Source organism: Actinoplanes sp. NPDC048988 (genome assembly GCF_043197815.1).
Lineage (GTDB): Bacteria > Actinomycetota > Actinomycetes > Mycobacteriales > Micromonosporaceae > Actinoplanes.
Genome location: NZ_JBICTW010000002.1, coordinates 1 through 13,407, shown reverse-complemented (window position 1 = coordinate 13,407; position 13,407 = coordinate 1). Strand labels below are relative to the sequence as shown.

14 protein-coding genes, 2 tRNA genes and 1 rRNA gene are annotated in these 13,407 nt (G+C 68.3%); 9 read left to right on the top strand and 8 right to left on the bottom strand.

The features are described from left to right. Positions 1–176 precede the first annotated feature (176 nt). The 5 genes from ACGFJ7_RS07155 to ACGFJ7_RS07135 all read right to left on the bottom strand — a co-directional run bounded on the left by ACGFJ7_RS07155 (position 177) and on the right by ACGFJ7_RS07135 (position 3,789). A complete protein-coding gene (locus ACGFJ7_RS07155) occupies positions 177–689 on the bottom strand; it encodes an SRPBCC domain-containing protein (protein ID WP_360243729.1) in 513 nt (170 codons plus the stop codon). Further along, on the bottom strand, positions 686–1,006 hold the full coding sequence (locus ACGFJ7_RS07150) for a metalloregulator ArsR/SmtB family transcription factor (protein WP_360243726.1): 321 nt from the start codon (positions 1,004–1,006) through the stop codon (positions 686–688). Before ACGFJ7_RS07150 ends, ACGFJ7_RS07155 begins: the two co-directional genes overlap by 4 nt. Positions 1,007–1,083: 77 nt before the next feature. Further along, positions 1,084–2,589, bottom strand: a complete 1,506-nt coding sequence (locus ACGFJ7_RS07145; protein WP_360243723.1) for a PH domain-containing protein — start codon at positions 2,587–2,589, stop codon at positions 1,084–1,086. Continuing rightward, positions 2,586–3,092, bottom strand: a complete 507-nt coding sequence (locus ACGFJ7_RS07140) for a PH domain-containing protein (protein ID WP_392641344.1) — start codon at positions 3,090–3,092, stop codon at positions 2,586–2,588. The genes ACGFJ7_RS07145 and ACGFJ7_RS07140 overlap by 4 nt, the downstream gene beginning before the upstream one ends. A 626-nt stretch (positions 3,093–3,718) precedes the next feature. Further along, positions 3,719–3,789 (bottom strand) — tRNA-Gly (locus tag ACGFJ7_RS07135). Positions 3,790–3,921: 132 nt separating this feature from the next. Between ACGFJ7_RS07135 and ACGFJ7_RS07130 the strand changes: the two genes are divergently transcribed. From ACGFJ7_RS07130 to clpX, 5 genes are all read left to right on the top strand, one after another. Then, positions 3,922–3,995 (top strand) — tRNA-Pro (locus ACGFJ7_RS07130). A gap of 37 nt (positions 3,996–4,032) precedes the next feature. Beyond that, positions 4,033–5,388 (top strand): trigger factor, encoded by a 1,356-nt coding sequence (gene tig, locus ACGFJ7_RS07125; protein WP_392641342.1) that lies wholly within the window; start codon positions 4,033–4,035, stop codon positions 5,386–5,388. 165 nt (positions 5,389–5,553) lie between these two features. Further along, positions 5,554–6,183, top strand: coding sequence for an ATP-dependent Clp protease proteolytic subunit (locus ACGFJ7_RS07120; RefSeq protein WP_360243714.1), 630 nt, complete (start codon positions 5,554–5,556; stop codon positions 6,181–6,183). Between the two features lie 11 nt (positions 6,184–6,194). Then, on the top strand, positions 6,195–6,860 hold the full coding sequence (locus ACGFJ7_RS07115) for an ATP-dependent Clp protease proteolytic subunit (protein WP_360243711.1): 666 nt from the start codon (positions 6,195–6,197) through the stop codon (positions 6,858–6,860). A 213-nt stretch (positions 6,861–7,073) separates the two neighbouring features. Further along, positions 7,074–8,363, top strand: coding sequence for an ATP-dependent Clp protease ATP-binding subunit ClpX (clpX, locus tag ACGFJ7_RS07110; protein ID WP_360243708.1), 1,290 nt, complete (start codon positions 7,074–7,076; stop codon positions 8,361–8,363). A gap of 242 nt (positions 8,364–8,605) precedes the next feature. On the opposite strand, the gene ACGFJ7_RS07105 is transcribed toward clpX, so the two are convergent. Continuing rightward, a complete protein-coding gene (locus tag ACGFJ7_RS07105; protein ID WP_392641339.1) occupies positions 8,606–9,532 on the bottom strand; it encodes a hypothetical protein in 927 nt (308 codons plus the stop codon). Then, positions 9,529–10,053, bottom strand: a complete 525-nt coding sequence (locus ACGFJ7_RS07100) for a PadR family transcriptional regulator (protein ID WP_392641337.1) — start codon at positions 10,051–10,053, stop codon at positions 9,529–9,531. The genes ACGFJ7_RS07105 and ACGFJ7_RS07100 overlap by 4 nt, the downstream gene beginning before the upstream one ends. Positions 10,054–10,124: 71 nt before the next feature. On the opposite strand from ACGFJ7_RS07100, the gene ACGFJ7_RS07095 reads away from it, so the two are divergent. The 3 genes from ACGFJ7_RS07095 to ACGFJ7_RS07085 all read left to right on the top strand — a co-directional run bounded on the left by ACGFJ7_RS07095 (position 10,125) and on the right by ACGFJ7_RS07085 (position 12,256). Further along, a complete protein-coding gene (locus tag ACGFJ7_RS07095) occupies positions 10,125–10,511 on the top strand; it encodes a nuclear transport factor 2 family protein (RefSeq protein ID WP_392641335.1) in 387 nt (128 codons plus the stop codon). 335 nt (positions 10,512–10,846) lie between these two features. Continuing rightward, positions 10,847–11,329 (top strand): hypothetical protein, encoded by a 483-nt coding sequence (locus ACGFJ7_RS07090; protein WP_360243696.1) that lies wholly within the window; start codon positions 10,847–10,849, stop codon positions 11,327–11,329. 129 nt (positions 11,330–11,458) lie between these two features. Then, positions 11,459–12,256, top strand: a complete 798-nt coding sequence (locus tag ACGFJ7_RS07085) for a carbon-nitrogen hydrolase family protein (RefSeq protein ID WP_360243693.1) — start codon at positions 11,459–11,461, stop codon at positions 12,254–12,256. Positions 12,257–12,272: 16 nt separating this feature from the next. On the opposite strand, the gene ACGFJ7_RS07080 is transcribed toward ACGFJ7_RS07085, so the two are convergent. Further along, entirely contained in the window at positions 12,273–12,488 is a 216-nt protein-coding gene (locus ACGFJ7_RS07080) for a hypothetical protein (RefSeq protein WP_360243690.1), read from the bottom strand. Positions 12,489–13,104: 616 nt separating this feature from the next. On the opposite strand from ACGFJ7_RS07080, the gene ACGFJ7_RS07075 reads away from it, so the two are divergent. Continuing rightward, positions 13,105–13,407 (top strand): 16S ribosomal RNA (locus ACGFJ7_RS07075); the annotation flags it as partial.

Here is a 13,407-nt window from a genome sequence, read left to right as displayed (position 1 = left end):
CACGATGAGAGCGATCCAGAGAAGGGTCACTGCGGGAGGTTAGCCCCGGCCGGGCTCCGTGTGGCGCTTCGGAGCCCGGCCGGATCGTGCACCATCTGCCAGCTTTCGCCCGCCAGCTTTCGCCCTGCCGGCTTTCGTCCTGCCGGCTTTCGTCCTGCCGGCTTTCGTCCTGCCGGCTATCGTCCGGCGAGGCTGGAGCCGGTCTCGACCAGCGTCTTGAGGTCGCTGAGGATCCACGCCCAGCCGCCGCCCGCGCCGTCGTCCTCGGTGCCGGCGACCATGGCGGCCGTCCTCGGCGCGTTGGTGACCTCGTGGGTGAGCGTCAGCTTGTGGACGCCCGGCTGCATCTTGGCCTCCTCGATCTCGTACGTGATCGTGGTGAACGGCTCGGCCGCCGTGCCCGGGTCCATCAACATGCGCCAGGTCTGCACGAGCCGGCGCGGCGGATCGGCCTCGATCACCTCGCCGTCCACGATGACGTCGGGCACCTCGAAGCCGTTGGCCTTCCCGAAGTCCTTCATCTCCTGGGTGGCGTGGGCCCGGTAGGCGCCACCGGGCTTGAGCTCGTAGTCCACGGGCGCCGCGTACGCGTACCGCGAGGTCCACTCGGGATCGGTGATGGCGGCCCAGATCCGCTCCGGGCTCGCCTTGATCCAGACGCGGTACACCTGGGTGGTCTCGGTGGTCATGACTCTTCCTCCAGCGCGTTCTTGAGATCGAGAAGTGCGGTGACGTGACGCTCCGTGAATTTGTCGATCCAGCGGTCGTGGATCTGCCGGATCGGTACGGGATTGAGGAAGTGCAGCTTCTCCCGTCCCGAGCGGCGCGTGACGACGAGACCCGCCTCCTCCAGGACTTTCAGGTGTTTGGCGACCCCGAAGCGCGTCATCGCCAGCTCGGACTCGAGCTCGGTGAGCGTGCGGCCGTCACGCGCGAAGAGCAGGTCGAGCAGGAAGCGCCGGCTCGGGTCGGCCAGTGCCTTGAACACCAGGTCGTCGTCGGCCATGACGCAAAGTTATGAGACCAATAGGTCACATGTCAAGGCTTAATGTTCTCTTCATAGACCTGCGTCGAAGTATTCCGTTACGTTGACGCCCGCACGTCGGAACGGGTGCAGACGCGCAGCGCTGGGTGGCGGCCCGGCGCTGCGCCCCGCCCGCCCTCTTCTGTGCGGTCGATGAACCGCGCCGCCAGCTCGGGCGTGGCCCCACTGACGAAGGCCAGCGCCTGCTCCACGCTCATGTCCGGTGCCTCGTAGTGGCGTTCGCCGGCCGCGGTGGCGATGCCGACGGTCATCCGGCCGCCCCAGCGCTGCGGAAGCGACTGCCGCAACGTCCAGCCGATCACCGCGCCGCGCCGCAGGGCGACCGTGTTCCGGCTGAGCGCCCCACGCCGTACCACCAGATAAGGCCCGTCCAGGGCATGTCCCAGCGACCGATAGGCCACCACGGCCAGCGCCAGCGTGATCGGCAGCAGGGCCAGCGGCCAGAACCAGCCTTCGAAGAACAGCAAGACGATGGAGGCCAGTACGGGTCCGCCGACGGCCCAGCCGAGCCGCCTCCGCAGTGCGCCCAGGGGGTGCGGCAGCAGCTCGGCCTCCAGCGGCCGGCGCCCGTCCGGCAGCAGTTGGGCGGCGATCTCGCGGGCTTCGGCCATCCGCAGCCGGGGCAGCAGGGCGCCGGACGGAGCGTCGGCCGTCTGCCGCAGCCCGGTGGTGACGACGCTGGTCTCGGTCAGGCGCAGCCAGCGCCAGGCGAGGGGTTCCCTGAAGGCCAGCCCGCGCATCCGCCGGTCGTCGCGCTGCAGGGTGTGGGTGGTGAACAGGCCCCGCCGAGTCACCAGGGCGTCGCCCTCCCGGGCGAGCTCGAATCCCCAGTTCTCGGCGAGGAAGGCGGCCGCCGAGGCGGCCACCCCCAGCGGGTAGACGATGACCGCGCACAGGAGGAGATTCGCCGTCAGGCTCCGCGAGTCCCAGCCCAGCGCGTCCCGCCCCACGCTCACCAGGTCGACGCCGAACGGCCGCAGGAACCAGTACAGGGCGAAGAGCGGACCGGCCACCACGATCGGCCCCCACGCGGAGACCATGTTGAGCGGCACCCACTGCCATCTCAGCCGCGCGAGCGCGTTCCCGGCGGCGGGTTCCTCCGCGCTCACCGGCTCGCTCGGCAGCAACTCGCGGCGCAGCCGGGCCGCGTGCCCGCTGTCCAGGGCGTTCAGCGTGAACGACGACGCCTGCTCACCCGACCCGATGTGCACCACCCGCAGCCGGAACAGCCGGGGCACGAGCTTGGCCGAGCTGTCCACGGTACGGATCCGATCCCGCGCCACCGTCCGGTGCCGCTTGGCCGCCCACCCGCTGCGCATCTCCACTGCGGTGGAGGTGACCCGGTAGCGCGTGGTCAGCCACCGCACGAGGTCGGACAACGCGCCGAGGAAGCCGGCCACCGACCCGGCGACGAGCGCCCACACCGGCCCGCCGTCGTTGAAGGCGACAGCCCCCAGATAGCCGACCCCACACGAGATCGCCGCCCGGATCAGATCCATGTACACGACCCGGACGCTGAGCCGCCGCCACCCGTCGCCGCTCACGTCGCGTCCCCCGGCGTGGCCGCCGTGACTTCACGCAGCCGCTCCACGGTCTCCCGCGCCACGCGTACGTCAAGCCCCTCGATCGAGATCTTGCCTTCGCTCGACGCCGTGGTCACCTTGATCGTCGCGATCCCGAGCACCTGCTGCAGCGGCCCCGCCTCGGTGTCGATGCTCTGTATCCGCGACAGCGGCACGATCTGCCACTTCTTGGTGAGCCACCCCTCGAGCGCGTACACCGCGTCATCGGTCGTCTCCCACCGATGCACCCGATAACGCCACCCCGGCATGACCGCCACGTTCACCGCGTACACCACGGCGAGCCCCACCAGCACCGGCCCGAGCCAGCCCCGGCTCCCTTCGACCCACCAGAAGACGGCGCCGAGAATCTCCAGAACCCCGACACCCCAGAACAGCGCCTGCAGCGTCCGCCACAGCACGAACCGCCGATCCACCCGCCACCGGGGCGGCCGTATCCACATCACAGAGGGCTCAGGGCCAGCCATGACTTCACGGTAGAGAGCCCAGTCGACCGCCCAAAAGCTACTTTGGTAGGGGCCCGTAGCCCAAGGATCACCCACCGCCCAACCAAGCCCCGAACCTCACCCGCGGCGCCCACCCCGCCGCCACGCATCGCCCGCAGACAACGCCGCTCCCGACGAACCGCCACCCCACGTACAGCCAGCCCCGACCCCTCAGCCACGCACCACCCGCAACCGGTCCACCCCGTGGGCGTCCGAGGGCTCGGCCCCCGGGCAGGTATGGCGATCCGCCACCGTCCGCACACTCCGCGGACATGAGGATCCCAAAGGAGGGCGGGCGAACCGCCACCCTCGTACCACCAGCCCCGAACCTCAGCCACGCACCACCCGCAACCGGTCCACCCGTGGGCGTCCGAGGGGCTCGGCCCCCAGGCAGGCATGGCGATCCGCCACCGTCCGCACACTCCGCGGACATGAGGATCCCAAAGGAGGATGGGCGAACCGCCACCCACGTACCACCAGCCCCGAACCTCAGCCACGCACCACCCGCAACCGGTCCGCACCGTGGGGGTCTGGGGGCTCGGCCCCCAGGCAGGTATGGCGATCCGCCACCGTCCGCGCACTCCGCGGACATGAGGGTCCCAAAGGAGAGCGGGCGACGAGAATCGAACTCGCGTAATCAGTTTGGAAGACTGAGGCTCTACCATTGAGCTACGCCCGCAACGTCCCCGTCTGGACGGGGTCCGCTCGCATAGCTTACTGGGTCATCTCCGGGCTTTGCGAACCGGATAGGTGCCTGAGGTGACTCCAGCGCACGCATGGGGAAGCGGACCGCATACACTGGCCGACGCCACGGGGTGTGGCGCAGCTTGGTAGCGCACTCGCTTTGGGAGCGAGGGGCCGTGGGTTCAAATCCCGCCACCCCGACTGACATCAACTATCGGCAGCAACAAGGAGTACGCCTGTGAAGAGCACCGTCGAGACTCTGAGCCCGACGAGGGTGAAGCTCGCTATCGAGGTGCCGTTCGACGAGCTCAAGCCGAGCCTGCAGAAGGCGTACCGGGAGATCGGCGCGCAGGTGCAGGTGCCGGGCTTCCGTCGCGGCAAGATCCCGGCAGCGGTCATCGACCAGCGTGTCGGGCGTGGCGCGGTCCTGAACGAGGCGGTTCAGGAAGCCATCCCGCAGCAGATCCTGGCCGCCGTGCGTGAGCACGACGTCAAGACCCTGGGCCGGCCCGAGGTCGAGATCACCGAGTTCGCCGACAACGAGCCGCTGAAGTTCACCGCCGAGGTGGATGTGCGGCCCGAGATCGCGGTGCCGGATCTGTCCACCATCAAGGTGGAGGTCCCGGCCGTCGAGATCGGCGACAACGAGATCGACGAGCAGATCAACGGCCTGCGTGAGCGCTTCGCCACCCTCAAGACCGTGGAGCGCCCGGCCGCCGAGGGCGACTACGTGCAGCTCGACCTGAACGCCACCGTCGACGGCGAGGAGGTGCCGGGCGGCTCGGCCACCAACATCTCGCACGAGGTCGGCAGCAAGCAGCTGCTTCCGGGTCTCGACGAGGTGCTCGTGGGCATGTCGGCCGGTGAGGACGCCACGTTCACCACTCAGCTCGTGGGCGGCGACTTCGCCGGCCGGGACGCGCAGGTGGCCGTGACCGTTCGCAGCGTCAAGGACAAGCAGCTCCCCGAGATCGACGACGAGTTCGCCCAGCTGGCGAGCGAGTTCGACACGCTCGACGAGCTGAAGAACGACCTGCGTGAGCGGCTGACCAAGGTCAAGAAGGTCGAGCAGATCTACGCGGCTCGCGACGAGGCGCTCAAGCAGCTCGTCGAGGCGGCCGAGATCCCCGCTCCCGAGGGTGTCGTCAAGGACGAGGTCGAGGGCCGTAAGCAGGCGATGACCGACCAGCTGGAGCGGATCGGCGCGACCCTGCAGGACTACCTCACCTCCGAGGACAAGACCGAGGAGCAGATCGACCAGGAGCTGACCGAGGCGGCCCAGGAGGGCGTCCGGATCCAGCTGCTGCTCGACACCATCGCCGACGCGGAGGACGTGCAGGTCTCCGACGACGAGTTCGGTCACGAGATCGTGCACCGGGCGCAGCGCGCCCAGATGCAGCCGCAGCAGTACTACGACCAGCTGGTCCAGTCGGGCGCGGCGGCCGCCGTGTTCGGCGACGTGCGCCGCGGCAAGGCGCTGGCCTCGGTGATGGAGCAGGTCGAGATGAAGGACGCCGAGGGCAACGTCCTCACGCTCGACGATCTGCGGGCCGCCTCGGACGAGGAGCACGGCCACGAGGGCCACAACCACTGATTTTGTACGGCGGGAGCCGCCACCCCTGGGGTGGCGGCTCTCTGCTTTTTCCCGGGCGCGTGCGCTGTCAGCGAACACCTGCCCGAGCGGGAAGCCGTTGCCCATTCCACCGGTTAGGTTGGGCGTACGACGGACAACCTGCCGGCTAGCTGTTGAAGGGCTGCCATGACCGATCTTCACCTCCCCGCGAGCCCCCTGCTGCGCGGTGACTCAATCAGTGGCAACCTCGACGACTCGGTCTACAACCGCCTGCTGCGTGAGCGCATCATCTTCCTCGGCAGCGAGGTGACCGACTCGGTGGCCAACCGCATCTGCGCGCAGCTGCTGCTGCTTTCCGCAGAGGATCCCGAGCGCGACATCAACCTGTGGATCAACTCGCCCGGTGGCTCGGTCTACTCGGGTATGGCGATCTACGACACGATGCAGTTCATCGACAACGACGTCTCGACCGTCGCGATGGGCATGGCCGCGTCGATGGGGCAGCTGCTGCTCTGCGCCGGCGCTCCCGGCAAGCGTTACTCGCTGCCGCACGCGCGGATCATGATGCACCAGCCCTCGGGCGGCATGGGCGGCACGGCCGCCGACATCGCCATTCAGGCCGAGCAGATGCTTTACACCAAGCGCATGTTCCAGGAGCGGGTCGCCTTCCACACGGGCCAGACCCAGGAGCAGATCGAGCGCGACTCCGACCGTGACCGCTGGTTCACGGCGGAGGAGGCCAAGAACTACGGCTTCATCGACCAGGTGATCACCGGGGCCACTCAGGTTCCCGAGGGCGCCGGAACGCTGAACTGAGGAGCGGAACTATGACTGACCTGACGACGCCTCGCGGGTTCGCGCCGGTGACCAACCGCTACGTGCTGCCGTCCTTCATCGAGCGTTCTTCGAACGGGATGATGAAGGAGACGAACCCGTACAACAAGATGTTCGAGGACCGGATCATCTTCCTCGGCGTGCAGGTGGACGACGCGTCGGCGAACGACGTGATGGCCCAGCTGCTGACGCTGGAGAGCTCCGACCCGGACCGTGACATCACGATGTACATCAACTCGCCCGGTGGCTCCTTCACCGCCATGACGGCGATCTACGACACCATGCAGTACGTGCGTCCGGACATCTCGACGGTCTGCCTCGGCCAGGCCGCCAGCGCCGCGGCCGTGCTGCTCGCCGGTGGCACCCCGGGCAAGCGTCTCGCGCTGCCGCACTCCCGGGTGCTGATCCACCAGCCGGCCACCGAGGGTGGTTACGGCCAGGGCTCGGACATCGAGATCCAGGCTCGCGAGATCCTCCGCATGCGGTCGCAGATGGAGGAGATGATCTCTCGCCACACCGGCCGTACGGTGGAGCAGGTCCGCAAGGACGTCGACCGCGACAAGATCATGACGGCGGCCGAGGCCAAGGAGTACGGCATCGTCGACACCGTCCTGGTCAGCCGCAAGAAGACCCTCCAGGCCGTCGGCAGCGGCAGCTGAGAGAAGCGTATCGTCAGGGGCCGGCCGGCCCGAGTTAGACTGGCCGACCCCTGACACGCCCGTTTTGGGGGGTCGGAGAACGGCCCCTTTGCGGGTAACGTCGAGCATGCAGCCTCAGTTACGCGGTTCGGCAGACGATGAGAAGGCAACGGGGCGATTCGACCTCGGTTCCGGGCCGGCAGCAGTCGGCCGATGAGCACAAGGAGTACGTAGGTGGCACGGATCGGCGACGGCGGCGACCTACTGAAGTGCTCCTTCTGTGGGAAGAGCCAGAAGCAGGTCAAGAAGCTCATCGCGGGCCCCGGGGTCTATATCTGCGACGAGTGCATCGACCTCTGCAACGAGATCATCGAGGAAGAGCTGGCCGAAACCGGCGAGGTGAAGTGGGAAGAGCTTCCCAAGCCGATGGAGATCTGCCAGTTCCTCGACCAGTACGTGGTGGGTCAGGAGCAGGCCAAGAAGGCCCTGTCCGTGGCCGTCTACAACCACTACAAGCGGATTCAGGCCGAGTCGAGCGGGGCCCCCGGCGGGGGCAGCGACGTCGAGGTGGCCAAGTCCAACATCATGCTCATCGGCCCCACCGGCTGCGGCAAGACGCACCTGGCCCAGACGCTCGCGCGGATGCTCAACGTCCCGTTCGCGATCGCCGACGCCACGGCGCTGACCGAAGCGGGTTATGTCGGTGAGGATGTCGAGAACATCCTGCTCAAGCTCATCCAGGCCGCCGACTACGACGTGAAGCGCGCCGAGCAGGGCATCATCTACATCGACGAGGTCGACAAGATCGCCCGCAAGAGCGAGAACCCGTCGATCACCCGCGACGTCTCCGGTGAGGGCGTCCAACAGGCCCTCCTCAAGATCCTTGAGGGTACGGTGGCCAACGTGCCGCCGCAGGGTGGCCGCAAGCACCCCCACCAGGAGTTCATCCAGATCGACACGACGAACGTGCTGTTCATCGTGGGCGGCGCCTTCGCCGGTCTGGACCGCATCATCGAGTCCCGCGTCGGCCACGGCGGCGTCGGCTTCGGCGCCAACCTGCGCTCGATCTCCGAGCGCAAGACCGACGACATCTTCAGCAAGGTCATGCCCGAGGACATGCTGAAATTCGGCCTGATCCCCGAGTTCATCGGCCGTCTGCCGGTCATCACCACGGTGCGCAACCTCGACCGCGAGGCGCTCATCAAGATCCTGACCGAGCCGCGCAACGCCTACGTGAAGCAGTACCAGCGCCTGTTCGAGCTCGACGGCGTCGAGCTGGAGTTCGACCAGGGCGCCCTCGAGGCCATCGCCGACCAGGCCATGCTCCGCGGCACCGGCGCCCGGGGCCTGCGCGCCATCATGGAAGAGGTCCTGCTCTCCGTGATGTACGAGGTCCCGAGCAACCCGGACGCCGCCCGCGTGGTCATCACCCGCGAGGTGGTCCTCGAGAACGTCAACCCCACGATCGTCCCGCGCGAGTTCGTCGGCCGCCGCCGCCGCGAGCGCGAGGAAAAGTCGGCCTGACACTCACCGAATGCCGCCGTCTCTCCTCACGAGAGACGGCGGTTTTTCTGTACGGGCGCACAACCACCCCAACCGCAAGAAATCACCACCGCCCGCAGCGGCCGGGCCGTAGCCACTCGCCCTCCGCGCCCGCCCGCCGGGCGGGCCCGTCGCCTCACCCCGCGCCTGGCCCCGACCGTGCTTCAGCACCCCAGCCGTTCGCCTTGTGATCGCTCTGGCTGTGGCTCGGCGGGCGGGGTGGCTCACTGCATGGCTGTGCCGACCGGGTGGCGGGCGTCCTGGGGGCACACGAAGACGTACAGCGAATAGCCCCGCCCGATGACCACGTCCGTGGGGGTCCGGGGAGCGCCGTCGTCCTCGCTGGACGCCGCGGTGATCAACAGCTTCATCGGGCTGCCGCACGCCACGCAGTCCACCGCGTGCCAGTCGCTCAGTGCCCAGCTGGCGTACCCGCCGACCTTCCACCCGGGCGCCACCGACAGATCGTCGTCGTAGTCGAGCCCGCGCCGCGCAGCCCACCGCTCGGCCTGTTTCCGCAGCCTGTCCGGCAGCAGCCCGTCGTACTCGTGCTCCCGGACCACCTCGGGCCGCACCACACAGGGGGTGACCAGATAGTCCTCGTTGACGACCGCCGGCTGCGGCACGCTCTCGAGCGTCGCCCCGACGTCGGCGGCCCGCCGCCACCGAAGCTCCACGCGCGGGTTGTATCCCGTCGACTCGTGATCGAGCGGACACCACAACACCTGGAGAAGGTCCGCACCCGCCGGCCAGTCGATCCCCGGCACGTCCCGCCGATACAGCTGAGCCACCGGCACGAACGCGATCGCCTGACGTGCCGCCGCATGCGGTTCCGAGTAGTCGTTTCCCGGCAGCTCGGCCCGCTCGGCGTCGGTCACCTCATACGGCTTCCCCGTGGCCGCCGCCCGCGCCTCCGCCGCCGCGTAGATCCGCCGCTGCCGCCACACCGTCTCGACCGTCAGGAGCCGATCGAGGTAGTGGTCGCCATCGGTGCACAGCGGCCACGCCTCGTCGGCCGGCCACAGCAGAGGCCCACCCACCGAGCTCTCGGCCACTCCCGGCTCACCCGGCACCGGCCGCAGCCGGGTGGCGTCCCGCGCGTACTCCCGCAGCCCCGGAACCGCTTGCTCAATCTCAACCCGCCGTGTCACGCCGCACCTTCCTCGTCGCGCAGCCGCTGCAGCACCAGCTCGGTCCAGCGGATGTTCTGCTGCTCGTACATGATCCCGGCCATGAGCGTCAGATACGGCCCCGGTTCGTCGCCGTTCTCGGCCAGCAGCCGTTCGTAGCGCGCGAGCTTCTCCCGCGACCGCGCGAGGCGCGCTTCGGAGGCGACGATGAGCGCGCCGGCGTCGCCCGGGCCGGCCGCCTGCAACTTGACCAGAAACTCATCGCGGATGGCAGCGGGCCGGGCCGGCTCCCGGACGAACTCCCGCAGGGCCCGGCGCCCGGCCTCGGTCAGCGTGAAGACCCGCTTGGTCGGGCGGCGGCTCTGCTCGACCACGCGCGCCTCCACCAGCCCGTCGCGCTCGAGTCGCTCCAGGTCGCGATAGAGCTGCTGGGGTGTGGCCGACCAGAAGTCCGCGACCGCCACATCGAAGCGCTTGGCCAGCTCGTAACCCGACGCCTCGCCCCGCGACAGCGCCGCCAGCACCGCATGTCGCAACGACATCTGGACAGCCTCCCGTGGCCGGGCTAGCGTCATGCCCACCTATTCAACTTGTTGAGTATAGGGGCCCTCTCGTGACCGCAGTCCATCCCTTCCGCGCCGCCGTGGAATCGGGCGACATCGCCGCCGCCATCGCCCTCCTGGACGACGACGTCGTATTCCACAGCCCCGTGGTTCACAAGCCTTACGTGGGCCGCGCCGCTGTCGCCGAGATCCTGCGCGCCGTGGTCCAGGTCTTCGAAGACTTCCGCTACACCCGCGAGATCAGCACCCCCGGCGCCCTCGACCACGCCCTCGTCTTCAGCGCCCGCATAGGCGACCGCGAACTCGAGGGCTGCGACTTCATCCACCAGACCCCCGACGGCCGGATAGCCGAGCTGACCGTCATGGTCCGCCCCCTGTCCGCCACCCTGGCCCTGGCCGAGTCCATGAAGGCGCGCCTGGCCCAGCCCTCGGCCTGACCCAAAGCCCCCGCCCTCTGAGGTTCCAGCTCGCCCCTGACGTCGCTACTCGGCCCCCGTCGGTTTCGGCCCGCCCGTGGTCGTCCGGCCCCAGCCCTTCGCCTCCGGGCCCCGGCCCGGCTCGGCTGCCCGGCTCGGCCTGGCTCGGTCCAGCCCAGCTCAGCTTGGCCAGCCGGCCCAGCCGGTCCAGCTCGGCTCAGCTCGGTCCGGTCTGGTCGTTTTGTTTCGGACTGGTCTCGTCGGGTCGGCGCTGCGTCAGCCCGTCGAATCGGGCACGTGCGTGCTGTGGTCGGGTATGCGCCGCCCAAGGTAGCGGCATCGTGTGAGGAGCGCGCGTGGACGATGGAGCCGTCACCGAAGCGGAAGTCAGCGCCGAGACCGTCGTGCTGGCCGGCCTGGAGCCGGTCGACTACCGGGAGGGGTTCGGGTTCCCGACGGGGGAGAGCCTGAGCGCGGAGGCGTGGGCCAGACGGATCCTGGAAGGGGCGTCCCGGGGAGACCGGGCCAAGATGCTCGCCGCCTGGAGGTTCCTCGGCGTCGGCCTGGCCCCGCTGAAGGCGCCCGGTCAGGTGCTGGGCTGGCGGATCCGGCGCAGCGACCCCGAGGCGATCGTGCTGGCCGTGCGGGCGACCGCGGGCGTCAGCGCCCGTCTGGTGCTGCGAGCCGAGCCCGGCCGGGTCACCCACGCGATGCTCGTCCGTTACGACAGCGGCCTCGGACGTCGTGTCTGGACCAGGTTCGCCCCCGCTCACCGCCGCTTTTACGTGCGCCTTCTCGACCGCGCCCGGCGTACCGGTCATGGCACCTCCCCTTCCTGAGCCGACTTGCCCCTTCACTTGGTAGGACGCTTCGAGGAGGACGATCCGCTTACCGCGGATGAGGCGCGGTGCTCATCACGTACCCAATAAGCCTTGGGTGTGGGTTCCCGGCGCTCGTAGGCTGAGGTCATGCGCGTTGCGGTGTGTCAGCTGAATGCCCGGGACGATCGGGAGAAGAACCTGGCCACGGCCCGGGACCTGCTCGAACGAGCGGCCGCGGGTGGGGCTCAGCTGGCAGTGCTGCCGGAGTACGTGGACTACCTGGGCCTCGGGGACGGCGCGCCCAAGCCCGAGGGCGTCGACGGCGAGTTCGCCGCCTTCTTCGCTCGGGCGGCCCGGGAGCTGGGGATGTGGGTCCACGCGGGGTCGTTCCATGAGAGCGGGCCGGACGCGAGCCGTACGTACAACACCTCTCTGGTCTTCTCGCCCTCGGGCGAGCTTGCGGCTCGCTATCGCAAGATTCACCTGTACGACGTGGAGATCGCTGGACGGGTCTCCTATCAGGAGTCCCGGTCGGTGGCGCCGGGGGACGAGACCGTGGTCGCGGAGATCGCCGGCGTACGGACGGGCCTGTCCATCTGTTACGACCTGAGGTTCCCCGAGCTCTACCGGCGGCTCGCGGTCGAGGGAGAGGCGCGGATCCTGGTGGTGCCGGCGGCGTTCATGGCGCACACCGGACGGGATCACTGGGAGGTTCTGCTGCGGGCTCGCGCGATCGAGAACCAGTGCTACGTGGTGGCGGCGGGACAGATCGGGGATCACGAGCCGGGCCGTACGTGTTTCGGGCGGAGCATGATCGTCGACCCGTGGGGGACCGTTGTCGTTCAGGCGCCCGACGAGGTGACTGTCGTGAGTGCCGACCTCGACCTGGACCGGCTCGAGCGCATTCGGCAGGAGCTTCCGAGCCTGGCCAACCGCCGGCTCTGAGTTGATGTTGCCGGGGTCACAGGAGCTGCACTAAGTAACCGAACACTGTCAGCCCGATTACGGCCCCGCCGGCCATGAGCATGGCGCCGCCCATCCGCGAGGGGCCTCTCATAACCAGCTTGCGTACGGACAAGATGACCGTGACCAGCACAAGCGTGCCGATCACGAACTGCCAGAACGGGAGCATCATGTCGGTCAGAGCGTCGGCTGCCAGCGTCGCGGAAGCACCCATGAGCCCACTCTTTCACGGTCGGAGGCTCCTTTGGGCGGTCTCGGCGGAGCAGTGGGCACGGGGGTCGATTTGCATGCGCGGCGTCCGGTCGCGTAACTTTCTCTCTGCCCACGGGAAACCGGGACGGAACGGAGCGAAAGCGACGGGCCAAACCCAAGGACCTGGGGGTACGCGGTAAGCTGGCTCAGCACTTCGGTGATGAGCCGGACAATGCGGCCGGGCGAGATCGGAACAGGGCAACTTGCGCCGATGAGAACGACCGGGTAGAGTTACCGGGCCGGACAGGAGCCGGGCGGACAGGTCGCTGAGCGATCGAGTCGGCCGGTCTGTGGGCCACCTTCACGAGTCACCCGCTTGGCGGCGGGGTTCGAAGCGTGGGGAAAACTTGGGCGGTGCGAACGAGATCCTAGATCTTGCGCTCGCGACGCCGACCAGGTAAGTTTGAGCGGTTGCTCCGGAGCGGTTAGCCGGATGCGGTTGTTCTTTGAGAACTCAACAGGGTGCTTGATAAGCCAGTGCCAATTAAGTAATACCCCGGCCGGCTTCTCTTTGCGGAGAGTCGGTGGGAGATTCCTTTGGCAACACTTTTTGTTGCCGGGACGCTTTTCCAAAGATTTTGTTGGAGAGTTTGATCCTGGCTCAGGACGAACGCTGGCGGCGTGCTTAACACATGCAAGTCGAGCGGAAAGGCCCTTCGGGGTACTCGAGCGGCGAACGGGTGAGTAACACGTGAGTAACCTGCCCCAGACTTTGGGATAACCCTCGGAAACGGGGGCTAATACCGAATATGACTCTTCACTGCATGGTGTGAGGGTGGAAAGTTTTTCGGTTTGGGATGGGCTCGCGGCCTATCAGCTTGTTGGTGGGGTGATGGCCTACCAAGGCGACGACGGGTAGCCGGCCTGAGAGGGCGACCGGC